Source organism: Novosphingobium anseongense (assembly GCF_037482895.1).
Classification (GTDB): Bacteria; Pseudomonadota; Alphaproteobacteria; order Sphingomonadales; family Sphingomonadaceae; genus Novosphingobium; species Novosphingobium anseongense.
This window is the reverse complement of the sequence record NZ_JBBHJZ010000001.1, coordinates 1,303,755-1,327,263: the sequence shown is the minus strand read 5'-3', so window position 1 is coordinate 1,327,263 and position 23,509 is coordinate 1,303,755. Positions and strand designations below refer to the sequence as shown.

General features: G+C 65.3%; 22 protein-coding genes. 13 read left to right on the top strand and 9 right to left on the bottom strand.

Going from position 1 to position 23,509, the window contains the following annotated elements:
• The first annotated feature begins 9 nt into the window (after positions 1-9).
• The 5 genes from WG901_RS06315 (at position 10) to WG901_RS06295 (ending at position 6,546) form a co-directional block, all read left to right on the top strand.
• Positions 10-1,098 carry an LLM class flavin-dependent oxidoreductase gene (locus WG901_RS06315; RefSeq protein WP_339586157.1) on the top strand — a complete coding sequence of 363 codons (1,089 nt, stop codon included), beginning with the start codon at positions 10-12 and terminating at the stop codon, positions 1,096-1,098.
• Positions 1,099-1,109: 11 nt separating this feature from the next.
• Entirely contained in the window at positions 1,110-1,901 is a 792-nt protein-coding gene (locus WG901_RS06310; RefSeq protein WP_339586156.1) for a class II aldolase/adducin family protein, read from the top strand.
• A 242-nt stretch (positions 1,902-2,143) separates the two neighbouring features.
• Entirely contained in the window at positions 2,144-2,992 is an 849-nt protein-coding gene (locus WG901_RS06305; RefSeq protein WP_339586155.1) for a TauD/TfdA dioxygenase family protein, read from the top strand.
• Positions 2,993-2,995: 3 nt separating this feature from the next.
• Positions 2,996-3,967 carry an aliphatic sulfonate ABC transporter substrate-binding protein gene (locus WG901_RS06300; protein WP_339586154.1) on the top strand — a complete coding sequence of 324 codons (972 nt, stop codon included), beginning with the start codon at positions 2,996-2,998 and terminating at the stop codon, positions 3,965-3,967.
• 41 nt (positions 3,968-4,008) lie between these two features.
• Positions 4,009-6,546: a TonB-dependent receptor plug domain-containing protein gene (locus WG901_RS06295; RefSeq protein ID WP_339586153.1), complete on the top strand. Its 2,538-nt coding sequence runs from the start codon at positions 4,009-4,011 to the stop codon at positions 6,544-6,546.
• A gap of 270 nt (positions 6,547-6,816) precedes the next feature.
• Here the strand turns inward: WG901_RS06295 and WG901_RS06290 are convergent, their stop codons facing one another.
• Complete coding sequence (locus WG901_RS06290; RefSeq protein ID WP_339586152.1) at positions 6,817-7,191, bottom strand: 4Fe-4S dicluster domain-containing protein; 375 nt, start codon at positions 7,189-7,191, stop codon at positions 6,817-6,819.
• Positions 7,188-8,786, bottom strand: a complete 1,599-nt coding sequence (locus WG901_RS06285; protein WP_339586151.1) for an FAD-binding protein — start codon at positions 8,784-8,786, stop codon at positions 7,188-7,190. Before WG901_RS06285 ends, WG901_RS06290 begins: the two co-directional genes overlap by 4 nt.
• Before the next feature lie 424 nt (positions 8,787-9,210).
• Here WG901_RS06285 and WG901_RS06280 point away from each other — a divergent pair, with 424 nt between their 5' ends.
• The 5 genes from WG901_RS06280 (at position 9,211) to WG901_RS06260 (ending at position 12,695) form a co-directional block, all read left to right on the top strand.
• A complete protein-coding gene (locus tag WG901_RS06280) occupies positions 9,211-10,062 on the top strand; it encodes an NADPH-dependent oxidoreductase (protein ID WP_339586150.1) in 852 nt (283 codons plus the stop codon).
• A 202-nt stretch (positions 10,063-10,264) separates the two neighbouring features.
• Positions 10,265-11,089, top strand: a complete 825-nt coding sequence (locus WG901_RS06275) for a flagellin N-terminal helical domain-containing protein (RefSeq protein WP_339586149.1) — start codon at positions 10,265-10,267, stop codon at positions 11,087-11,089.
• Between the two features lie 378 nt (positions 11,090-11,467).
• Complete coding sequence (locus WG901_RS06270; RefSeq protein WP_339586148.1) at positions 11,468-11,827, top strand: hypothetical protein; 360 nt, start codon at positions 11,468-11,470, stop codon at positions 11,825-11,827.
• 96 nt (positions 11,828-11,923) lie between these two features.
• Positions 11,924-12,163: a hypothetical protein gene (locus tag WG901_RS06265; protein ID WP_339586147.1), complete on the top strand. Its 240-nt coding sequence runs from the start codon at positions 11,924-11,926 to the stop codon at positions 12,161-12,163.
• Positions 12,164-12,512: 349 nt separating this feature from the next.
• Positions 12,513-12,695: a hypothetical protein gene (locus WG901_RS06260; protein ID WP_339586146.1), complete on the top strand. Its 183-nt coding sequence runs from the start codon at positions 12,513-12,515 to the stop codon at positions 12,693-12,695.
• A gap of 88 nt (positions 12,696-12,783) precedes the next feature.
• Here the strand turns inward: WG901_RS06260 and WG901_RS06255 are convergent, their stop codons facing one another.
• From WG901_RS06255 to kaiC, 5 genes are all read right to left on the bottom strand, one after another.
• Positions 12,784-13,086, bottom strand: a complete 303-nt coding sequence (locus WG901_RS06255) for a hypothetical protein (protein ID WP_339586145.1) — start codon at positions 13,084-13,086, stop codon at positions 12,784-12,786.
• 118 nt (positions 13,087-13,204) lie between these two features.
• Positions 13,205-14,839 carry a response regulator gene (locus tag WG901_RS06250; RefSeq protein WP_339586144.1) on the bottom strand — a complete coding sequence of 545 codons (1,635 nt, stop codon included), beginning with the start codon at positions 14,837-14,839 and terminating at the stop codon, positions 13,205-13,207.
• 2 nt (positions 14,840-14,841) lie between these two features.
• Positions 14,842-15,129 (bottom strand): circadian clock KaiB family protein, encoded by a 288-nt coding sequence (locus WG901_RS06245; protein WP_339586143.1) that lies wholly within the window; start codon positions 15,127-15,129, stop codon positions 14,842-14,844.
• Positions 15,130-15,161: 32 nt separating this feature from the next.
• Positions 15,162-15,491, bottom strand: coding sequence for a circadian clock KaiB family protein (locus WG901_RS06240; RefSeq protein WP_339586142.1), 330 nt, complete (start codon positions 15,489-15,491; stop codon positions 15,162-15,164).
• Positions 15,488-17,188, bottom strand: a complete 1,701-nt coding sequence (gene kaiC, locus WG901_RS06235; RefSeq protein WP_339586141.1) for a circadian clock protein KaiC — start codon at positions 17,186-17,188, stop codon at positions 15,488-15,490. Before kaiC ends, WG901_RS06240 begins: the two co-directional genes overlap by 4 nt.
• A 497-nt stretch (positions 17,189-17,685) precedes the next feature.
• Between kaiC and WG901_RS06230 the strand changes: the two genes are divergently transcribed.
• Positions 17,686-19,533, top strand: a complete 1,848-nt coding sequence (locus WG901_RS06230; protein WP_339586140.1) for a DUF885 domain-containing protein — start codon at positions 17,686-17,688, stop codon at positions 19,531-19,533.
• Positions 19,534-19,617: 84 nt separating this feature from the next.
• Here WG901_RS06230 and WG901_RS06225 read toward each other — a convergent pair whose 3' ends face one another.
• On the bottom strand, positions 19,618-20,013 hold the full coding sequence (locus WG901_RS06225; protein WP_339586139.1) for a nuclear transport factor 2 family protein: 396 nt from the start codon (positions 20,011-20,013) through the stop codon (positions 19,618-19,620).
• A 203-nt stretch (positions 20,014-20,216) separates the two neighbouring features.
• Here WG901_RS06225 and WG901_RS06220 point away from each other — a divergent pair, with 203 nt between their 5' ends.
• Both WG901_RS06220 and WG901_RS06215 read left to right on the top strand, forming a co-directional pair.
• Positions 20,217-21,080, top strand: coding sequence for an SDR family NAD(P)-dependent oxidoreductase (locus tag WG901_RS06220; protein WP_339586138.1), 864 nt, complete (start codon positions 20,217-20,219; stop codon positions 21,078-21,080).
• A gap of 34 nt (positions 21,081-21,114) precedes the next feature.
• The gene (locus tag WG901_RS06215) at positions 21,115-21,930 is read left to right on the top strand and encodes an SDR family NAD(P)-dependent oxidoreductase (RefSeq protein ID WP_339586137.1); all 816 of its coding nucleotides are present in this window, start codon (positions 21,115-21,117) and stop codon (positions 21,928-21,930) included.
• Positions 21,931-22,061: 131 nt separating this feature from the next.
• Here the strand turns inward: WG901_RS06215 and WG901_RS06210 are convergent, their stop codons facing one another.
• Positions 22,062-23,504 (bottom strand): sulfatase family protein, encoded by a 1,443-nt coding sequence (locus WG901_RS06210; RefSeq protein ID WP_339586136.1) that lies wholly within the window; start codon positions 23,502-23,504, stop codon positions 22,062-22,064.
• Positions 23,505-23,509 lie beyond the last annotated feature (5 nt).

Here is a 23,509-nt window from a genome sequence, read left to right as displayed (position 1 = left end):
AGGACAGTCATGTCCGTCAAGTTCATCGGTTACATCGGTTTCAACAACACGTCCGAGATCCATAACGGCGTGCGCGAGCGGGGGCTCGACACGGACTATGTCAACGCCGCCGCGCGGGCGCAGGAAGAAGGCGGCTTCGATCGCGTGCTCGTGCCGTTCGGATCGAACTCCCCCGAAAGCCAGATCGTCGCCGCTCATGCCGCGGCGATCACGACCAAGCTCGGCTTCCTCGTCGCGCACCGGCCGGGCTTTACCCAGCCGACCCTGGCGGCGCGGCAACTGGCGACGCTCGACCAGCTTTCGGGTGGCCGCGTCGCCGTCCACATCATCACCGGCGGTGCGGATGCCGAGATGGCGCGTGACGGCGACGTCGGTACGACCAAGGAGCAGCGTTACGCGCGCACCGACGAGTATCTCGAGATCCTGCGCCAGGAGTGGACCGCGGCGCAGCCGTTCGACCACAAGGGCTCGTGGTACGAGGCGCGCGGCGCCTACAGCGCGATCAAGCCGTCGAACCTGCCGGTGTTCTTCGGCGGGTCCTCGCCCGAGGCGATCGAGGTCGCCGGGCGCCACGCCGACGTCTACGCGCTCTGGGGCGAGACGCTCGAACAGGTCGGCGACGCCGTGCGCCAGGTGCGCCGCTCGGCCGCGCGCTTCGGCCGCGATCCGGGCTTCTCGCTGTCGCTGCGCCCGGTCATTGCCGATACCGAGGAAGCCGCCTGGAAGAAGGCCGACGATATCGTCGAGCAGGTGCGCGCCAATCGCGAGGCGGCGGGCCTGCCGACCAGCGGCCACCGTCCCCCCAATGCCGGCTCGCTGCGTCTGCTCGAAACCGCGGCAGGCGGGCGCCGGGACCAGCGCCTGTGGACCGGTGTCGCCGCGCTGACGGGGGCCGCGGGCAACAGCACGGGCCTGGTCGGCACGCCCGAGCAGGTCGCCGCATCCATGCTCGAATATTTCGACATCGGCATCGACCACTTCCTGATCCGCGGCTTCGAGCCGCTCGCCGACGCGATCGACTACGGTCGCGAACTGATCCCCCTGGTGCGCGCCAAAGTGGCTGAGCGCACCGGCCAGCCGGTCGCGCTGGCGAGCTGAGGAGACATACCATGGCAACGGCTTTCAAGCAGGACGTCCGCGAGATCACCGAAGCGGAGTGGCAGGTGCGCGTCGATCTCGCCGCGTTCTATCGCATCGCCGCGATCCACCGGTTCGACGATTTCCTCTACACCCACATCTCGGCGCGCGTGCCGGGCCCCGATCATCACTTCCTGATCAACCCCTTCGGCCTGGGCTTTGACGAGATCACCGCATCGAGCCTCGTCAAGATCGACATCGACGGCAACATCCTGTCGGAGAGCGAATACGGCATCAACTATGCCGGCTTCGTGATCCATTCGGCGATCCACGCCGCGCGCGAGGATGCGCACTATATCGCGCATTTCCACACGGCCGACGGCATGGGCGCCTCGGCGCACAAGGAAGGCCTGCTGCCGATCAGCCAGCGCGCGCTCGGCATCATTCCCAAGCTGTCGTACCACGATTACGAAGGCGTCGCGCTCAACCTCGACGAGCGCGAGCGGCTGGTCGCCGACCTCGGCGATACCAAGCAGATGCTGCTGCGCAACCACGGCACGCTGGCGCTCGGCGCCACACCGGGCGAGGCCTGGAGCGGCATCTACCAGCTCGAATCCGCCTGTTCGGTCCAGGTGCGCGCACTCGCCGGTGGCCGCGACAATGTCCTGATCGCCCCCGAAGCGGCCCAGGACGAAGTCCGCCGCCAGCAGCAGGCGCGGCCCAAGGCCGCTCAGGCGCGCGAGGGCAGCAAGCCGCACCACCAGCTGGTCTGGGACGCGGTGCTCCGCAAGGTCCAGCGCGAGGCGCCGGGCTTCGATAGCTGAACCGAGGATTTGAGAGGGCCTGAGGCGGGCGTAGCCGGGCAATCCGGCGCGCCCGTTCGGCCTCCGCGGCTTGATGAAATCTCACCTTCCTATCAGCCATCCGCGTTGGCCGGGCTGAACCGGCCGGCCTAGTCTTCAGGTCAAGGAAACGCGGCTCGGTCCGGCAAGGATCGGCCCCGCCGGGCCGCGCTTTTCCCGCCACTCCATCCCTCGCTTTGCAGCTCGAAAGAGGAGCCCGAACCATGGCCACCGCCCCCGTCGCCGAAGCCGCAACCGGCCTCGTCATCCGCCCAGTCCAGCCGACGATCGGCGCCGAGATTTCCGGCATCGACCTGTCGCAGAAGCTCTCGTCCGAGACGATCGCTGCGATCCGTGCCGCGGTGATCGAGCACAAGGTCGTGTTCTTCCGCGATCAGAAGCTCGACAACGAACAGCACAAGGCCTTCGCCGCCGAGTTCGGCCCGCTCTACACCCACGCCAGTGCCAAGCGTGACGACAACCTCGCGGTCGTCCACCAGATCGCCGCGCGCGACGAATATGTCAGCCGCTTCCAGAAGGACGTGCTGCCGGGCGATGCCTATCACACCGACACGTCCTGGCGGCTGGTACCGACCTGGGGCGTGGTTTTGCGCGACATCGACCTGCCACCGGTCGGCGGCGACACGCTGTGGGTCGATGCCAATCTGGCCTACGAAGGCCTCTCGGACGAGCTCAAGCAGCGGCTCGAAGGCAAGTTCGTCACGCACAACTTTCAGGCCGAGCTCAACGGCGCGGGTCACGACTATCCGCTGGTCGCCCATCCGGTGGTGCGCACGCATCGCGAGAGCGGGAAGAAGATCCTCTGGGTCAACTATTCGCAGAAGCCGCAAATTCTCGGTGTCGAACTGGCCGAGAGTCGCGAACTGCTCGCCGAGATCCTGCGCCAGTACAAGCGCCCCGAATTCCAGGCGCGCTTTTCGTGGCGGCCGGGCACCGTGGCTTTCTGGGACAACCGCTCGACCGTGCACTATGCGGTCAAGAACTATGGCGACTATCCGCGCAAGCTGCACCGGATCCTGATCGCCGACGAGCCGCTTTACGCCGATCTCTGATCGATGCTCGATCGTCGTACTCTGATAGTGAGCGCGGGCGCGTCGCTCGTCCTGGCGGGCTGTGGCCAGGGTGGTGGCGCGTCCGCGACAGTCTTGCGCGTCGGGAGCCAGAAGGGCGGCACCAAGGCGCTGATGACTGCGGCCGGCGTGCTGCAAGGCATCGACTACACGGTCGAATGGGCCGAGTTTCCCGCCGCGCAGAACCTGCTCGAGGCGCTGGGCAGCCATGCCATCGACGTTGGGCTGGTGGGCGACGCTCCGTTCCAGTTCGCCTATCAGAGCGGCAGCCCGATCCAGGCGGTTTCCGCCCACCGTACCGAACCGCGTCCGAGCGAGGCGCTGGCGATCGTGACCTCGGCGCAGTCCTCGGTTCGCAGCCTCGAGGATCTGCGCGGCAAGGCGATCGCCACGGGCAAGGGTTCTATCGGCCACTATCTCGTGCTGCGCGTGCTCGATCGTGCAGGCTGGACGACGGACGACGTAAAGCTCATCTTTCTTTCGCCGAGCGACGCCGCGGCAGCGCTGGCGGCGGGTTCGGTGGCGGCTTGGTCGACCTGGGTGCCCTATGTGCCGCTGGCGCTGGCGCAGGGTGGCCGCGTGGTGGTCGACGGGCGCGACTATGTGCTCGGCTATACGTTCGAAGTGGCGAACGTCGCGGCAATCGAGAAGAAGCGCGAAATCCTCTCGGATTTCCTGGGTCGGGAGGCCGCGGCGCTCGCCTGGGCAGCCAGCCACCTGGACGAATACGGCAAGGTCCTGGCGCACGAAACCGGTCTGCCGCCGGCGGTCGCCCGGATCGCGGTCGAGAAGAACGCGCGCATCGCCGCACCGATCGACGACCGTCTGATCCAGGAGCAGCGCGTCGTGCTCGATACCTTCGCGCACGCCGGTGAGGTGAAGGCCAGTCGGCCGTTGTCGCAAGCCTTCCTGCCCGGCCTGCTGCCGGCAGCTCCCCTGGCAAAAGCTCCGGCCTGAACTTTCGGCCGAATATAATCCATTACAATCAAAGGTATGTCATGATTTCGAAGACTTCTCGTGCGCTGTTGTGGGCCGGCGCCGGTGCGTTCGCGCTCGGCATGTCGGGTACGGCCTGGGCCGACACCGCGGATGCTGCTGAAGCCGCGGCCGCCGACGATGCGGCCGACGGTTCGGCTATCGTCGTCACCGGTGTGCGTGGCGCTGCGCCGCGGACCGTCGCCGATAGCCCCGTGCCGATCGACGTGATTTCGGGCAAGGAACTCCAGGCGACGGGACGTACCGGCCTCAAGGACATTCTCGCCAACATCGTGCCCTCGCTGTCGATGCCCGCTCTCGGCGGCGGCGGCACCTCTTCGAGCGCCAAGCCGATCTCGATCCGCGGGCTCAGCGGCGACTACGTGCTGGTCCTGGTCAACGGCAAGCGCCGGCACACGACCTCGCTGATCAACAATCTCAGCCGCGTCTCGGGCGGCTCGACCCCGGTCGACATCGACCTGATCGCGGCCAATGCGATCGGCCGCGTCGAAGTGCTGCGCGACGGCGCCGCCGCACAATACGGCTCGGACGCGATCTCGGGCGTGATCAACTTCATCCTCGACTCCTCGCCCGAGGGCGGCGAGTGGACGGGGACGGCCGGTCAGCACTATTCGCGCGGCGGCGAACTGCTCCAGCAGACCCTGAGCTACGGCACCCGGCTGGGCTCCGACGGCGGCTTCGTGCGACTGGCGCTCGAGGCCAAGTACCACGACCGCGCCAAGCCTTCGGGCGCGATCGTCGCGAGCAACGTCGATCTCTATCCGCGCCTCGCCGACGGTTCGCGCGATCCGCGCGAAGCGACGATCGACCGCGATCGCGCGGGCAACTACGGCCGCACCAACCGCGACTACATCGTCAACTCCACACTCAACGCCGAGCTGCCGCTGGGCGACGAGACCACGCTCTATGGCTTCGGCACGCTCAGCTACCGCAACATCAAGGACGGCCGCGGCCAGTTCAACGCCAACAACGTGAACTCGCTACCCGAGATCTACCCCGACGGCTTCCTTGCCAAGCGCCGCATCTGGGAAACCGACTTCCAGTTCACCGCCGGCCTGCGCTCGCAGCTTTGGGGCCTCGACCTGGACTTGAGCACCACGTTCGGTCGCGACAAGGTCAAGCTCGGCGCGCAGGACACGCTGAACCCCTCGCTCGGGCCGACGAGCAAGACCGAATTCTTCATGGGCCGGCAGATCTCGAGCCTGTGGGTCAACAATCTCGACTTCAGCCGCACCTTCGACTGGGGCCTGGCCGAGCCGGTCACCCTGGCCTTCGGCTTCGAGCATCGCTGGGAACGCTTCGAGAACCAGGCCGGCGAGCCCGACTCCTACCGCGACGGCGGCTATGTCATTCCGCGCGGCACCACCCCGTTCCAGCTGCTGTTCGGCGGGCAGCGCCCCGCGGCAAGCCTCGTCTCGTTCACCGGGACGACCCCGGCCGACGCTTTCGTGCTGACGCGCAACAACATCGCCGCCTATGTCGACATCGGCGCCAACCTGACGAAGAACTGGTTCGTCGGCCTGGCTGGCCGCGTCGAGCACTATTCGGACAGTTCGGGCGACACGGTCAGCGGCAAGTTCTCCACCCGCTACGAGCTGTTCCCCGGCTTCGCGCTGCGCGGCGGCGTCAACACCGGCTTCCGTGCGCCGTCGCTCGCGCAGCAGGGCTTCTCGACCTCGCAGAACACCTCGATCATCATCAACGGCGATCGTGTGCCGCAACTCGTCAAGTTCCTCGCGCCCAACGATCCGATCGCGGGCTTCTTCGGCGCCAAGCCGCTTACGCCCGAGAAGTCGCTGAACTTCACCGCGGGCGCCACCTTCGAGAGCGGGCCGTTCCGTCTGACCGTCGACGCCTATCAGATCCGCATCGAGGATCGCGTCGTGAAGACCGAGATCCTCAACAGCGCCGAAGCGACACGCATCCTGACGAGCCCCGCGGTCGTCGCGATCCTCGCCGCGCGCGGCGTTCCGGGCGTCAGCAGCGCGCAGTTCTTCATCAACGGTGTCGACACGCGCACGCGCGGCATCGATGCCGTGGCCGAATATACGCTCAAGACCCAGAGCGCGGGCAATTTTCGCCTGAGCGCGGCCTACTCCTACAACAATACCAAGATCCTCAGTGTCGCGCCCAACCCGACCAACCTCACCAACACCGTGCTGTTCGGCCGTCAGGCGCGGAGCGACCTGACCAGCGCGACGCCGCGCGACAAGCTCGTGCTCAACGGCGAATGGTCGCTGGGGCCGGTGCGTACGGCGCTGCGTTTCACGCGCTTCGGCAGCTACACCGAGGCGGGGGCTAGCAACACCTCGACCGTCGATGACCGGACCTTCGGCGCGAAGTGGGTGACCGATCTCGACGTCTCGGTGCAGGTGAGCAAGGCGATCAACCTGGCCGTAGGCGCGAACAACCTGTTCGACGTCTACCCCGACCCGGTCGGCGTCATCCAGCAGAACACCGGTTCGGGCTACTATGGCAATTTCGCGCCGTTCGGTCTGTCGGGTGGGTTCTACTACGCGCGCGTGGCGGTGAGTTTCTGAGGCGGGGTCGGGGCGTTGCTGGTGCTATAGGCGCGACTGCTTCCATGGGCAGGGATGGGCGAATGCGGATGAGACCAGCGCTCAAACCGGTGTCCTACAGGCCCGCGCCAGACTAGACCCCGCGGGCTCTTTGCCATCGGGGTTTAGTCTGGCCTTGCGCCGCACATGGCGAACCACAAGGTGTCACCCTTTGGGAAAAGGTGACACTCCGCCTCCTGGGACCGTGTCACCTTTGTCACCTTTGTCGCCTTATGCCCGCCAGCAAGCATATCACGCGCCCGCCCGTTCCGCCGCCCATCGCCTGACCGCGATCTCCGCGCCTTCGCCGAGCAGCGGGCCGAGCTTGAAGTATTCGTCGAGGTGGCCGGCCTCGTCCGGTCGATCCCAGCCGTGGTCGCGGCGGATCTGGCCGAGCTGACCCGAGGCGAGCACCGCCTCGCGGGTCACCGTCTCGCGCGACAGGCTGTCGGGCGCGACGTAGATCGCGTCGCTCGCGCAGTAGAGCTCGCACATGTAGCAGGTCTGGCAGGCGTCGATCCGCGCGATCACGGGCACGCCACCGCTGACGTCGAGCACGTCGGTCGGGCAGGCGTCGACACAGGCGTTGCAGCCGTCGCAGCGGTCTTCGAGGATCAGCGCGATCATGCCGCGGCCTCCAGTCCGGCGCGTTCGAAGCGCGTCCAGACGCGGTCGAGCCCGCCGGTCAGCAGGCGGCTGGCCATGGCGGGATTGGCGGTCGGGTGATCGCTGCGCACCTGCAGCCCGCGCGTCTCGGCGCGGACCAGCGCCGCGGCGGTGACCCAGCGCGCGCTGGCGGCCATCGCCGCGGTCTCTCGCAGCGCCACGCCCTCGCGCCCCGTTCCGTGCGCGTGGCGGGTCAACTGATCCCAGGCATCGTCGAGCGTGGTGAGCGAGGCGGTCAGGCTCTCGCGGCGGCGCCAGAGCGCCTTGTCGTAGTCGTGCACCTCGCCGCCGATCGTCCGGTCTAGCGCGGCGCGATCGATCGGGCGGTGATCGGCGGTCGGGTGAAGTCCCGTGCGGCCGAGCCCGTGGGACGGGGCAGGGGCGGCGTCGCGGCGGGCAATCGCCTCCTGCGCGGCCGCTGCGCCGGCGATGCGGCCCGAGGACAGCGCCCAGGCAGAATTGACCGCGCCGCCGCCGCTTGCCGCGCCGGTCACGAGCTCGCGCGTGGCAGCATCGCCCACGGCGAAGAGACCCGCCACGGTGGTGCGGCAATCCCGGTCGGCGATCCGAAGCCCGCCGGTGCCGCGGACCGTGCCTTCGCCGAACAGCCAGACCGGGAAGCGCTGCCGGAACAGGTCGATGCCGCGCCGTGCGAAAGGCGCCGGAGTGAACGGCTGAATGCGATGGAGGATCGGTGGCAGCGCCGCGGGCGCTTCGGTCAGGTCGGCGAGGACGGGCCCCTGCATCAGGGCGCGGCCGAGCGCCTGCTCGTGGATATGGCCGGCACGCGCGGGCGGGATCTCGAGCTCGTTGCCGGCCTCGTCGTAAAAGCGCGCGGCGAAATAGGGGAGGGTGCGGGTCGAGGCCCAGGCCGGCGAGAGCGTATAGGCGATCGAGAATTCCATGCCCGAAAGCTCGGCTCCGGCCTCGGCGCCCATCAAATAGCCGTCGCCGGTGTTGCAATGGCTGCCGATCAAGCCCGAGCGGAAGGCACAGCCACCGGTGGCCAGGATCGTGGCGCCCGCCTCGATCCGCCAGTCCTCTCCGCGGCGCAGCGCATAGCCCCGCGCGCCGCTGACGCGGCCGTCGTCGGCGGCGAGGAGCTCGATCGCCGGATGATGATCGAGCACCGTCACCCCGGCCTCGAGCGCGGCGGCACGCAGCGCGCGCATGTATTCGGAACCGCGCACGCCCGAATAATAGGTGCCACCCTTGCCGTCCGATCCGAACGGATAGTGCTTGGCGAGGCCGGGCAGGTGGCGCCAGGTCAGGTCGAGTATCCGCGCCATCCATTCGGCTTCACCGAGCCCTTCGGACAATGCCAACCGTTTCTCGACCGCCTCCCGGCGCAGGGCGGGATCGGGCGCCACCCACCAGTGGTTGGGGCCGCCCGTCGCGGTCACGCCGCTGGTGCCGACATAGCCCTTGTCGACCAGGATCACCCGAGCGCCGGACTGCGCCGCGGCGATACTTGCCCAGGCCGCGGCCATGCCGCCACCGATGATGAGGACGTCGGCACGGCGGGTCGCCTGGGGGTTCGGGGATGTCTGGTTCAAGCGGCGTCTCCTGTCGCCCCGCCTTTAGGAACAGGCGCAGGACGGCGGTAACGAGAGCTGCTGATAGGGCTATTGAAGCTGCTGATGTGAGGATCGAGGCGGCTCGGGCTCAGGATTCGAGCCGCCTCGATCCGCTGGACAGCGGGCAACGGTGGCCCCCACGTCGCCCCGCAGCCGGTGGTCCGGACATGCGGTTCGCCGGCTGACGCGGATCAGAAGTCTGGTCCGCCGCCGGCTTGTCCTGTTGCCGGGATAGGATCGCCCGGTGAGCGGTTCAATCGAGCAAGGCCAATGGACTGGCGAGACTTTTCAAAGAGTCCGAACGATGAGCCGCGATCATAAGTCTATTCCATCGTCTGGTTTGCCCTTCGCGAACGGGTTCCTAGGTTCCTGGCATTTCCAATTCCAGGCAGGAGGCCTCTCCGTGGCACTCGACGATCCTCAAGCCGCCGTAACCGATGCCTCCTCGGCCGATGACGCGCTCGCAGCCCGTTACGGGGCCGACCGGCCCGGCGCGATCCTGTGGAACGACACCGTCGCGCATCTGCTCGCGCATCGCACCGTGCGTGCCTACCGCGCCGATCCGCTGCCGAAGGATACGATCGAGACGCTCGTCGCCGCGGCCCAGTCGGCGGCGAGTTCGTCGAACCTGCAGCTCTGGAGCGTCGTAGCGGTCACCGATGCCGGCAAGCGCAGCCGGCTGGCCGAGTTTGCCGGGGGGCAGAAACACATTGCCCGGGCGCCGCTGATCCTGCTGTGGATCGCCGATCTCGCGCGCGCCAAGCTGGTCGCCGACGATGCCGGCGAGCCCGCCGAAGGGTTCGAATTTCTCGAGAGCTTCACGGTCGCCGCGATCGATGCCGGGCTTGCCGCGCAGAACGCCGTGATCGCGGCGGAATCGCTGGGGCTGGGCACGGTCTATATCGGCGCGCTGCGCAATCGTCCGGAGGACGTCGCCGCGCTGATCGAGCTGCCGCCGCGCGCGGCCGTGGTTTTCGGTCTGGTCGTCGGTTGGCCCGACGAGACCGCACCGGCGGCGATCAAGCCGCGCCTGCCGCAGGCGGCCGTGCTCCATCGTGAGGTCTATCGACTCGAAACCCAGCGGGAGCCCGTTGCCGCCTATGACGAGACCGCTCGCGGTTTTCAGGTTTCGCAGGGGCAGGACGCAGTCGGCTGGCGTGCGCTACTGCTCAACCGCGGCCGATCGGCGGCCTCGCTCAATGGCCGTGATCGCCTCAAGCAAGCGCTGCGCGGCCTCGGCTTCGCCTTGCGCTGAGCGGCAAGGGGAGGGTCTGAACCGGCGCGTGCTCTCGCCTGTACAAGGCCCACGCAGAGCAGGCGAGCGCCGGCAACGACTTGCCGCACCGGCAAGAAGACCGGCACTTAATTTCCGCATCTGGTTGCCGCTCTAGTTCATGGCAGCCGCATCCGAATGCTCTCGGTCGGCACCCTTTCGGGTCTACTCACGGGATATTCAGATGGCGGTTATCAACACGAACATCGGCGCGATGAAGGCGGCTAACGCCGGCAACGCTGCAGCCAAGGCTCTGGGCAATGCGATGGAGCGCCTGTCGACCGGCAAGCGCATCAACAGCGCCAAGGACGACGCCGCCGGTCTCGCGATCGCCACGACCATGACCTCGCAGGTCCGCGGCATGACGCAGGCCATCCGCAACGCCAACGACGGCATTGCCCTCGCTCAGACCGCCGACGGCGCGCTGAACGAAGTCACCAACATGCTGCAGCGCGTCCGCGAGCTGTCGATCCAGTCGAAGTCGGGCACCTACCAGTCGTCGGACCGCACCAACCTGCAGGCCGAAGTCACCGAGCTGACCAGCCAGATCGACGACATCCTGACCAACACCAAGTTCAACGGCGTCACGCTGTTCGACAAGACCTCGACGGGTTCGGTCGCCGTGACCATCCAGGCCGGTTCGGACTCGTCCAACACGATCGCCCTGAACATCAAGGGTATCGACGGCACCAAGGTCAACGCTTCGGCGCTCGACGTCTCGACCTCTTCGAAGGCCGGCACCACGATCGGCAACGTCGACTCGGCACTGGCTTCGATCAACACCACGCGTGCTTCGCTGGGTGCCAGCCAGAGCCGCCTGGAATCGGCGGTCAACAACCTGACCAACAACGTGACGAACCTGTCGGACGCCCGCAGCCGCATCGAAGACGCCGACTACTCGGCCGAAACGACCGCGCTCGCCAAGGCCCAGATCGTCAGCCAGGCTTCGACGGCCATGCTCTCGCAGGCCAACCAGTCGGCGCAGAGCGTCCTCTCGCTGCTCCGCTAAGAGCACCGACGAGACCGAATACGACAACCAACGACTACACAACCGATTGATCGACTGCCGCGGGTCCCTTCCCCGCGAAACATCAGAGCCCGGCGTCACAGCCATGATCCGCCGGGCTCCCGTTTCCGTCAAACAGGCGCGACTAGTTCCCGCGCCTCCGTCGGAAGCAGGCGATCGACAGGACAAAACAGCCGGTCCCTTCCCGGCACTCGAGCTCGGTGGCCGCCATGACCACCGGGCTCTTTTCTTTTGCGCTACGCTTCGTCGCTTGGGGCATTTCCTCCCACGGCAGTGCCGGTACAGGCGGATGGTTTGCTGTCACGGACCTGCTAGGCCGGTCGACATGACCAGGCTGCCATACCGGACCAGGAGAACGAGATGAGTGTTTCGGCGAAACCATGGAACGGCGAGCAGGTTCGCAAATGGCTGGACTGCCGCATCGACGCGGCGGCTCTCGATCAGGCCGCGGCCGACCGGCGCGGTTATGAGGCGCAGGACGATTACGACAAGGCCGCCGCCGAAGAATGGGTCTGCCGCAACCTCAAGGCGGCCGCGGGCAAGGATGACCAGGCCGCTTTCGCCGATCGCCTCAAACAATTGCTCGGCCAGGACGAGTACCGGGTCACGGGCATCTACGATGATCGGCGTTTCGAGAGGCATGTTCGCGCCAGCCTTCGCAAACTCTCTCGGATGACCAAGACCAATGAGGGTTTCGAGAACACCTTGCACTATCAGTGAGCGCCGATCGCGTTGCAAAGCGGCAGCGCCCGTGTTGCCTCACCGGCGCAATGACCTATGGTCCGGCAACGACAAACCCTGAAGGCGTCATTCTCAATGCAAGATCGATCCGAGCACTTTGCTTATTGCGTGCAACTGTTCGGGGGGACCACGGCGGCATCGCGACGCCTGGGCATAGACGAGCGTGCCCTCCGCCGTTTCATCAACGGCGAAAGGCCTCTCGGTGACGGTCTGCTGGAAGATACGGCAACGGCCCTGCGTCGGCTCATCACCGAAGCGACCGAGGCCGAAGGCCTGATCCTGGCAGCATTGGGCGCCAAATCGAACGAACCGTAAGGCGGCGTATGGGGGGCCTGTCGCATCGTCGCTGGCCACAAGGCGAAGCGACGCGGCACGGGTCCACTGCTTCCGAAGTCAGGGCAGAGATCGACAATTCGCGCGATGCGTGCCGGTTGCGCTTGGAAATCCAGCGGCTCGACCCTATCTGGCTCGCGGTACAGTCGCAAATTGACGGTCTTCGGGACTCCGCGCCCCTAACTCCTTCTCTCTCGCTTCTCATCCCCCTCCGGCGCAGCCGGCGGTCGGTCGCGCATGAAGAGCAGGATCAACGATTACCGTCAGGTGCCTGCTCGTCAGCATTCCAACGCCGCCAATGTTGCGACCTATCCAGTGAAAGACATCCACGATGCCGATACAGGTCCAGTTCCCCGATGGCAGCACAGTCGAGGTGCCCAGCCGCCGCGCCGTGGCTCGAAGCCGCAAGAGAAGCATTTCGCCGCCTTCGGTCGCCGAATACCCCGATCCCGATCCCTTCTGGCTGTTTCAGCAGGACGGCAATGGCAAGTGGCACGCCAAGCCTCGTCGCTGACGGCTGCGCGTGACTGCCCATTTCGATCGAACAACGCGAAAAGCTCGGCGCGCGTGTTTGAGCGGACGATGCCGAGGTCGTATAACGGTTATTCGACCGTGAGGAGCAACGCGTCGTCCGAACGTGGCGGTGTGGGCTCATACCCCGATATCGGCGCAAATGTTTCGTCGAGGAGTTCAGGCGCGATCAGGCCGGCAAGTTTGAATTGCCCCAGCCTGGGCTCCTCGTCGGCTCGCCAGGTTTTGCTCAAATTCAAGGCCGAGACAAACAGGTCGCCATGGCGTTCGAACAACAGGTGGGGCGCCAGTTTGACCTGACCTCCGTTGTATTGCGCCATGACTGTCTTCTTGCACGCGATGGCTTCCATCAGCGTCATGCGGGTTGCGCTCACGAAGGGCTTCTCGCGATGGGATCGACGGGGGATTGCTGCATCGCGGCATTTTAGTCAGACAAGTTGACGGCGGCAAGCGCTAGCTGGTCTGCACGGCGTTAGAAGTTCACCGGCTGGCTCAGACTCCGCTTCGCGTCAAGGACAGGGCGACTTCGATTGCCCGAGCCAATTCCTGTTCGCTGAACGGCTTGTTCAACTTCACGATGTGCGCAGGTGCGCCTGCTGGAAGTTCGCCATAGCCCGTCGCCAGGATGATGGGCAGGGCAGGGCGCTCATCCGCAACGTGTTGGATTAACTCGGTTCCTGTCATTCTCGGCATTGCCTGGTCCGTGATCAGCAGCTGGATTCCCGGCTCCTGACGCAGCAGTTCCAGCGCGGTCTCGCCCGATCCCGCATCGAACACCTCATGCCCCATGTCCTCGAGCATGGATGACACGTTCATCCGAATGAGGACGTCGTCGTCGACCGCAAGAATCCTCATCGGGCGAATATCTGCCGGTGCATCATCCGACGCGATGGGCGCCGGACTCTCGGGAAAGGTTTCGTCCGCGGCGGGCAGCCACAAGCAGGCCGTGGTGCCGTCGTCAGGGGAACTTTGCAGCACGAAAGTCCCGCCGAGCTGCTTTGCCAGTCCGTGAACCATCGGAAGGCCCAGTCCCGTGCCCTTGCCCACGCCTTTCGTCGTGAAGAAGGGCTCGGTCGCCCGCATCAGCGTGTCGGCGTCCATTCCCTCGCCGCCGTCGATCACGCTCAGGCAGACGTATCGGCCCGGACGCAATCCGTGTTTTTGGTCGGCATCGATCACGGCAAGCTCGGCTGATATGATGATGTCGCCGCCGTCGGGCAGGGCGTCTCTCGCGTTTACCGCCAGATTCAGCAGCGCCATCTCGATCTGGTTGGCATCTGCGAGAACCGGTGGCAGATCGTCCGAGAATGCGATCTGCAAGGACCAGGCCGGTCCGAGGGTCCGCTGCAGCAGGTCCATCATGCCACGCGTCAGTTCGGTCAGGTCCACGCGCTCGGCCTTGAGATCCTGCCGGCGGGCGAAAGCCAGCATTCGCTGGGTCAAGGCCGCGCCGCGCTGAGCGCCCTGCCTGGCGTTGTCGAGAAGCCGCTGCGTCTGCGGATCGTCAGAGACCCGTTTCTCCAGCATCTCGAGGCTGCTCGAAATTGCCATCAGGAGATTGTTGAAGTCGTGCGCGATGCCGCCGGTCAATTGCCCGACCGCATCCATCTTCTGAACCTGACGCAGCACGTTCTCGGCCGCTCGTTTCTCACTCAGATCCGTGACGATGCTGCAGAACATTTTTGGTGCGCCAGCTTCAACCTGAAGCTCGACGATCGACATGTTGGCCGGCGTATGCTGACCGTCCCTACGGATCAGCATCACTTCGATGGTTGCCGTCTCAGCGCCGCTCAGCATCGCCTTGATGGGCCCGGGATCAACGACGTGATCGTAGAGACAGGAGCCGATGAGGCGTCCGGACGCCTGCTTGACGAGGTCGCTGAAGCTTCGATTGACGTAGAGGATGACACAGTCCGCATTGAGCGTGACCGCACCCTCTTTCATCTGCTCGACAAGCACCCGGTAAGGACGATCGGCGTTCTCCAGCGTGTAGACGAACTGGCCCACTTCGCCGCCCACGACGATCGCGTCGACTTCGCCGTTGCGGATGGCGTCGAGAGTCTCGTTGGCCTCCTGGAGCAAGGCTTCGAGCTCGGCGGTCCGCCTGCTTTGATCGGCAATTGCCACGACTACGAGATCTGACGAGGTTCGCCGGTGACCGGAGTCAGATTGAGGCCCGTCAGCACTTTCTCCCGGTCCGAAAGATCGCCGATGATCCGCCGGAGAGGCTCGGGAAGCACCTTGACCAGGGTCGGCGTCGCAACCACCTGAAGTTCGCGGGTCGCCTCGGGCTTCTCGTATACGTCGATGATCTCGAGATCATACTGCCCCGCGAGCTCCTTCTCGCAGATCTTGCGCATGTTCGCGATGGCGCGCTGGGATCGGCTGGTTGTTCCCGTGACGAACAATCGAAGCACGTAGCGACCTGTTTCCGACGGGGCTGGCCATGTCATGCTTCGGTCTCCCCTATGGAAACGATGTCGAGTCCCACCAGGACCCGCTCGGTATCGGAGAGGTTTCCGATGACGCGCTTGATCGGTGGAGGCAGTCGGCGAACCAAGGTCGGCACGGCCAGGATCTGGTCACCGGCCGCGAGCTGGGGGCTCTGGATCAGGTCGATGACCTCGACCGTGTATCGCCCGGACAAGTGCTCCTCGCAAATCGTCTTCAGATTGGCGATTGCGGTCAGCGACTTCGGCGTCTGACCCGCGACGTAAAGCCGCAGGTTGTAGTGGCCGGGAATGGCGCTCTCTTGGGTGGTCTCGGCGCCCTCGCTCACTGGCTCGCTCCTCGCTTGGCCGCCATGGCGGTACGATTGGATTGGATATGGCCCTCTCGCTCGTCGTCCTGCGTGAAGCGGAGGTCCAACTCTTCCTCGTCGGCGTCCAGCGACGCCTGCAGTTCGGCGATCTGCCTTTCCACGGCCTTGCGCTTGCGATCACGAGCGCGTCGACGCTGATCATGGGATTGGCGGCGTTCGAGTTCCTCGGCGCGTTCGGAGACCTCCTGCGCGAGGCGCGCGGCGCCTGTCAGGACGCCGTTTTGGCCGATGTAAGGCTCGATCAACCTGATGCCGTCGTCGGTAAGCAGGTATTCGCGAATCTGGTTGGAATGCTTCATGCCGCGCGACTTGAGGACATAGAGTACGCGATTGCGTTCACCGTTGGATTCCACGTCGCTCAGCGAGATCCAGCTGTCCATCAGCGACGAGACGCTGCGGTCGGCTTCGGTCACGTGGTCGGCGGCCAGCGACAAGCTGGTCAGGACTGCGGTGATGCCGCGCCCTTTGCAGATGTCGACCAGTCTCAAAAGCGTCGCGTGGATTTCCGACTGGACCCCGCGCAGCGCCGAGATCGGATCGATGATCACCGCGCTGGGTTCGAATTCCTCGATGTCACGGTTCATGCGGGCAAGGTGCATTTCCAGGCCGAACAGGCTGGGACGGGCGGCCTCGAAACATAGCAGTCCGGCGTCGACGTGACGCTGCAGGTCGATCCCCGCCGATCGCATGTTGCGTATGATCTGCGCCGGCGATTCTTCGAATGCGAAATATAGGCATCTCTCGCCGCGGGAGCAGACCGCATTTGCAAAAGTCGCGCTGAAGGTCGATTTTCCGGTGCCTGCAAGGCCCGAGATCAAGATGCTCGATCCGCGGAAGAACCCGCCGATGCCGAACATCGTGTCGAGGTCTGCGATGCCGGTCGGCACGACTTCCGAGGACGTCTTGTGATCGAGGCCTGCCGATGTGATCGGCATGACGCTGATACCGCGACCGTCGATGAGAAATGGGTATTCGTCCGTGCCGTGCGAGGATCCGCGATATTTCACGACACGCAGGCGCCTCGTCGTCACCTGGTCCAGCACGCGGTTATCGAGGAGGATCACGCAGTCGGAGACGTATTCCTCGATGCCATAGCGCGTGAGTTGACCCTCACCGCGCTCGGCCGTGATGATCGCGGTGACGCCCTTGTCCTTGAGCCAGGTGAAGAGGCGGCGAAGCTCTGCCCGCAGGACGCCCTGATCGGTGAGGCCCGAGAACAGCGCCTCTATCGTATCGAGCACGACCCGCTTCGCGCCGATCTTGTCGATCGCATAGCCGAGCCGAACGAACAGGGCTTCCAGGTCATACTCGCCGCTGACCTCGATCTCCGCCGGCTCGATGCGGACATAGTCGATGGCCAGGCGATCCTCGGCGATCAGCTTTGCGACGTCATAGCCAAGCGAGGCGACATTCTCGATCAGGTCGTCGGAGCGTTCCTCGAAGCTGACGAATACGCCATTTTCATTGAACCGTGTGGCGCCGTTCACGAGGAAGGTCATCGCGAAAAGCGTCTTGCCGCAACCCGCAGCGCCGCAAAGCAGGGACGGCCGGCCACTGGGCAGGCCACCCAGCGTGAGATCGTCCAGCCCATTAATACCGGTAAGAGATTTCAGCAGCGCCCTCGAAGGGCTGTCCGGAGCGTTGACGATGGTCACCGAATTGCATCCCCCTGTTTTGATTCTGTCGTCCTTGCCCGCGGCACAGTCTCTCCAACAGAGCCATCGATGCTCTGGAGAGCGCGCAGAACCGCGGTTTCGACGAAATTTGTGAGGCTGCGGTTGTCGGCACTGGCATGCCGCCGCGCACGTTCGAGGAGTTCGCAGTCGAACCTGAAAGTTACAGGTTTTCGCATCCCCGCCATCGCCCCCGAGCGTATTTACAATGGTAATACGTGCGCGCGTGAAATTGGTTCCGTGGGCATGTGCTGCGATTTGCGTTTATTTTTCAGATGCCTGTCCGGCAATGTCACCGCAGGGGGCACGCAGTCGGGCGACGTGAAATGGCTTGAGAAGAGACGCGGCTCGGCCCGGCCTCATTTCTGTCCGATCTCGAAGAGATGACCTTGTCGTCCACGGGCGGCGCCGTTTCCGCGCCGATTGTGTTTCCTCGCATGCTTGGCGTAGGTTGGTGAGAGCCAGTTCGGAGCCCCCCGATGATCGACCGCCGCTATTTTCTCACCTCCGCCTCGGCAGGCGCAGCCCTGTTGGCAGCCGGGCCGGCGTTCGCCCGGTCGCCCGGTCGGCAGGCCGCCGGTGGCCCGTCAAACCCCGCCCTGGCGGCCTTCATGGACAGGTATTTCGAAGCCCAGATCGACGCTTCGCCTGAGACGGCAACAAGCCTCGGGCTCGACACCGGCGCTCGCGCCGCGCTGAAGTCTCACCTCACAATTCCCACGCGTGCGCGCGAAGAGGAAAACCGCGAGCGCAATCGGATGGCGAGGGCTGATCTCGGCAAGCTCGACCGTGCATCGATGGGGACGCAGGACGGCATCTATTACGACACGCTCGAGGCAAATTTGGATGCGGTCATCCGCACCTATGCCATTCCCTATGGGCAGGGGGGCTGGCCGGAGGTCTACCGAGTCAGCCAGGGTGGAGGTGCCTACCTCACGACCGGAGACTTCCTCGACAACCAGCATACAATCAAGAACGGGGCCGATGCCGAGGCCTATGTCTCGCGAATCAACGACTTCGCAGACGTGCTTGCCGCCGAGACCGACCGTATGCTCGAGGACTTCGGCATCGGTGTCATTCCGCCAGATTTCGTCTTGCAGAAGACCATTGGCCTCCAGGCGGGCATGCTGAGTACGCAGGCAGCCGCTTCCCCACTGGTCGGCTCGATCGTGCGTCGCACGAACGAGCAGTCGATCGCGGGCGACTGGCGCGCGCGCGTCGAGAGGTTGGTGGCCGACCGGGTCTATCCGGCGCTGCAGCGCCAGAGCGATGCGCTGAAGGCGGCTCTACCCAAGGCTGGGCACGATGCTTCGGTCGCGCGCTTGCCGCAGGGCGAGCAATATTACGCGAACAGCCTGAGCTACATCACCACCACGCGCATGACAGCGGACGAAATCCACCGCGTCGGTCTGGCCCAGGTCGCGGAACTGACGGCGCTTTCGGACGCACTGCTGAAGAAATTGGGCTATGCCAAAGGGACCGTCGGCGAGCGCATGGCTGCGCTCAACGCGGATCCTGCCAATGTCTATCCCAATACGGATGCCGCGAAAGTCGAACTGGTCGCGCACCTCAACACGCAGATGGCGGCCATGCAGAAGCTGCTGCCCAAGGCCTTCGGTCGCCTGCCCCGCGCTGGGGTGGAGATCAAGCGTGTCCCTCCCGAAATCCAGGAAGGGGCATCACAGGGCTATTACAACCCGCCCAGCCTCGACGGTACGCGTCCGGGAATCTACTGGATCAATCTCACGGACACGGCCAACTGGCCCAAATACGGCTTGCCGACGCTGACCTATCACGAGGCGTCTCCCGGTCATCACTTGCAGATTGCGCTACAACAGGAGAGCGCCGCCGCGCCCAAGGTGATGAACCTGTTTTTCTTCTCCAGCTATGGTGAGGGCTGGGGCCTCTACGCCGAGCAATTGGCCGACGAGCTTGGCGCCTACGACGACGATCCGCTCGGTCGCGTCGGATTTTACCAGAGTCTGCTCTTCCGTGCAGTTCGCCTCGTCGTCGATACGGGCCTACACGCGAAGGGCTGGAGCCGCGAGCGCGCCATTCGCTACTTGATCGACAATACGGGACGCGCCGAGGGAGGTGCGACATCCGAGGTAGAGCGCTACTGTTCGTGGCCGGGCCAGGCCTGCGCCTACAAGGTTGGTCACAACGAATGGCTGCGTCTGCGAGCGAAGGCGCGTTCGGCGCTAGGCACGCGCTTCGACATGCGGAGCTTCCACGATACGGCACTGGCAGGCGGCGGCATGCCGCTGACGGTCCTGGAGCGCGTGATCGACAACTGGATTGCAGCCCGCAGGTCCGGCGCGGCTTGACGGTCGAAAACAGCTTCTGGCCTGGGCCGCCGATGTGATGGTGGTTCGAACGAAGCGGCGAGGGCCCTGATACCGGCCGTCGGTTCAACGGCCGCTAGTCACCGGAGAGCAGTGGCCGGCAATGATCTTCCACCGTTCGTCTTCGCGATGCCAGATGCGCGTGTAGGCGAAGAATCCGGAGAAGGGCTGTCCGTCAAAGCTGCCTGTCACTTCCGTTTCGATACGGACGACGGTTGCGTCGGCGAGATGGCGAAACTCCGGTGCGCCGCAGTTGTCGAGGGTGTGGATCTTCAGCATGCCAGAGGCATGAGCTGCCAAGTCATCCGACTTAGACAGCCGCATACCATCTTGATTGGTGAAGATGAGGTCGTCGCTCAAAAGCTCGTCGAGCTCCGTTACGGCGCCGCGCAACATCGCATCTCGCAGGCGCGCTTCATATTCTTCGGCGCGCATCGCAATCGTGTCGTTTTGACCAGCCATGCCGCTTTCTAGCGCGTCAAGGCAGCGTGGTCGATGTGGTCAGCCGTCGACGTCTGCGGCGCCACCGTGCTCGTCGGCGATCGCATTTGAGTCCGTTTTTCACGACGACCGCCGCATCTGTGGCTTGTGGGCTCGGAGCCATGGTTCGATGATCGGGACGTAGCCGCAACGATCGGTTGCTGATCATGGAGATGGAGCAGCGCATGGAACGCCAGGAAGAGCTGAATCTGACCGGGAAGGTCGTCATCATCACCGGTGCCAGCCGCGGCGTGGGGCGGCAAGCGGGGATCGATTTCGCCCGGCGCGGCGCGAAGGTCGTCCTCGCCGCACGCACGGTCGAGGCAGATTCGGCGCTGCCGGGCACGATCGGCGAGACGCTGCGGGAGATCGAGGCGCTGGGCGGCGAGGCGATCGCCGTCGCCACTGATCTTGCCAAGGAAGAGGATCTGGAGCGCCTTGTCGCCGCAGCGGTCGAGCGCTTCGGCGGCGTCGACGTGCTGGTGAACAACGCGGCCGCGACCACGGGCGACATCTGGGGCAAGCCCTTCTCCCAACTGACCCGCGCCGAGTGGCTGTACCAGTTCGACGTCAACGTCCATGCGCCCTTCACCCTGACCCAGCTCTGCGTGCCGATCATGGAAAAGCGCGGCGGAGGGCGGATCATCAACCTCAGCACGGGCAGCGGCGAGGTCTTCCGCAAAGTGGAGGAGCCGCCCAAGCTGGCGGCGCAGGGCACGTTCAGCCTGGCTGTGCCGGGCTACTATTCCAGCAAGCGCGCGCTCGACCGCTTCGGCAACTGCATGGCGCCCGAATTCTTCACACAGAACATCGCCATCATCGGCGTGCATCCGGGCCTGGTCGCGACTGAGCTCGTGGCGATCCGCGTCAAGGAAAAGGGTCTCGATCCGAGCGTGGCGGTGCCGACCACCGTGCCGTCGCGGATGCTGGTCTATTTCGCGGCCTGCGCAAATCCCTTCGAATATACCGGCCGCCTGTTCTGGGCAGAGCGCGAGATGGCCGACATGGGCATCGAACTGGATGCCGAGACCACGGCATGCCCCGCGTAGGACCGATCCGCTATGAATTGGGAAGGATGAACTGATGGATCTGCAGAAATACGGCCCCTGGGCCTTGGTGGTCGGCGGCTCGGAAGGCGTCGGCGCGGAATTCGCCCGGCAACTCGCAGCGGACGGCTTCAAGCTGGTGCTCGTCGCGCGCAAACCCGGCCCGCTGGAAGAACTGGCCGAAGAGCTTCGCGGGCAGGGCGCCGAAGTGCGCACGGTTTCCGCCGATCTCAGCCAGAGCGATGCGCTGGACCAGGTTCGCAAGTCTACCGACGATGTCGAGATCGGCCTGCTGATCTACAACGCCGGCGCCAACAACACGCGCGGACTGTTCGTGGAACTGCCGAAGGAGGTCACGCAGTCGGTATTGTCGATCACCGTGCTGGGCCAGGCCGATTTCTCGCGCCATTACGGTGCGCTGATGGCCAAGCGCGGGCGCGGCGGCATCATCCTGGGCGGGTCGCAGAGCAGCTATCTCGGCTCGCCGACGCTTGCCGCCTATACGGGCGCCAAGGCCTTCAGCCGTATCTTCTCCGAAGCGCTGTGGGGCGAGATGAAGCCGCTCGGCGTCGACGTGTTGCATCTCAACATCGGCTTTACCGCGACCCCGGCCATGGCGCGTCTCGGCATGCCGATCGAGATGGCCGAGCCGTCGGAGACGGTCGCGCGCGAGGGCTTGGAGAATATCGCCAATGGTCCGGTATGGATCATCAGCACGCCCGGTAACATCGAGCATATCCGGCGCATCAACGATGTCGAGAACCGCGCCGAAACGGTCCTGGCCCACGCCATCAAACCGCGCGACCAGACGGCTGCGTCGGCCATCGAACACGCGAAGCTGGCCGGTACTTAGCAAGCCCCAGTGCGCGGCGATCAGATCGGCCGCCTGAACGAGGCCAGCGATCGTGATATCCAGGAGTCATACGGCTGAGGCAGGATAGGAGCGCAATGGCATAGGCAATCACCAAGATCGCCTATGCCGTCTCAGGAATGAGGACCTGCCTCGGCCTGTGCCCCTTCCGCCTTGTGCGGCGAGAACTGACCCGCCAGCCAGGGATCCTTGGTATTCTCACGAAAAGCATGCAGTTCGCGGCGGAGCTGCACGAGAGTGCCCTGTGCAGAAGGAGCATTGGCCAGGTTCACGATCTCTTCGGGATCGCTGCGCAGGTCGTAGAGTTCCTCTGCCGGCCGTTGAAGGTAGGCCTGTTGGCTGCGCTTCCCCAATGCGATCCTCGGATCGCTGGCGATCGCCTTCCAGCTCTCGGACTCGGCGACGTCGCCGGCGATGGGGTAAGGCAACTGCCAGGCGAGGTTCTGGATATAGCTGTGCGTGCGCGTGCGTATGGCGCGCATCGGATAATACTGGTTGATCTCGTGGAACTCGTGGCTGGCGAAGACCTTGTCCCAACCGGCGCCGCCGGGCTGGCCGAGCAGCGGCAACAGCGAACGGCCCGGCAGCGGATAGGCGGGACCCTTGGCGCCGGTCCAGGCGAGCAGGGTGGGGACGATGTCGGTCCAGCTGACCATGGCCTCGTTCGTCCGGCCGCCGCGGCTGCCCGGGGCGTGGATGATCAGCGGCAGGTGCAGGCCCGGATCGTAGAGATTGGTCTTGGCGCCGGGGAAGGGGCGGCCGTTGTCCGAGAGGAACACGATCAGCGTGTCCTCGGCATGGCCGGTGCGCGCCAGCGCCTCGACCAGCATGCCGACGCCGCTGTCGAGCCGGCTCAGCGATTCGTAATACTGGGCCAGATCGGCGCGGACCGCGGGCAGGTCGGGCAGGTGGCTCGGCACCGTGACCTTGGCGGGATCGTAATGGACTTCCTCGACGCGCGGCCAGGCGCGGTCGTTGCCGAAGTTCACCGGCGCGCGGTGCGGGTCGCTGTAGGCGACGGTGACGAAGAACGGCGTCTCGCCCGCGGCCTTGACGAAGCGCTCGGTCTCGTCGGCGATCAGCGCGACGTCGCGGATGCCCGAGCGCTCGGGCGCGAGTTCGGCGTCGTAGGGAAAGGCGCTGTCGGGGCGGACGTGTTTCTTGCCGACGAGCGCCGTGGTGTAGCCGGCCGCCTTGAGCAGCACGGGCAATGTCGTCACGCCGTCGACCAGCCCTTGGTTGTGGACCGAGTGGGCGAGGCCGTACATGCCGTTCTGATGGCCGTAGAGCCCGGTGTAGAGCACCGAGCGGCTCGGGCTGCACGATGAGACCGCGGCATAGCCTTGCGAGAAATAGGTGCCGCGCCTGGCCAGGGCGTCGAGATGCGGGGTGCGCACCGCGACGCCCGCGCGGCCGAGATCGAGCCCCTGATCGTCGCTGACGATCAGCAGCACGTTGCGCCGTGCCGGTGGCGCGGCGACCGCCGTCGCTGCTCCGCTTGCCGCGATCGTGGCAGCAGCACCGGTCATGCCCTTGAGCAGCGTGCGGCGGTCCATCGTGG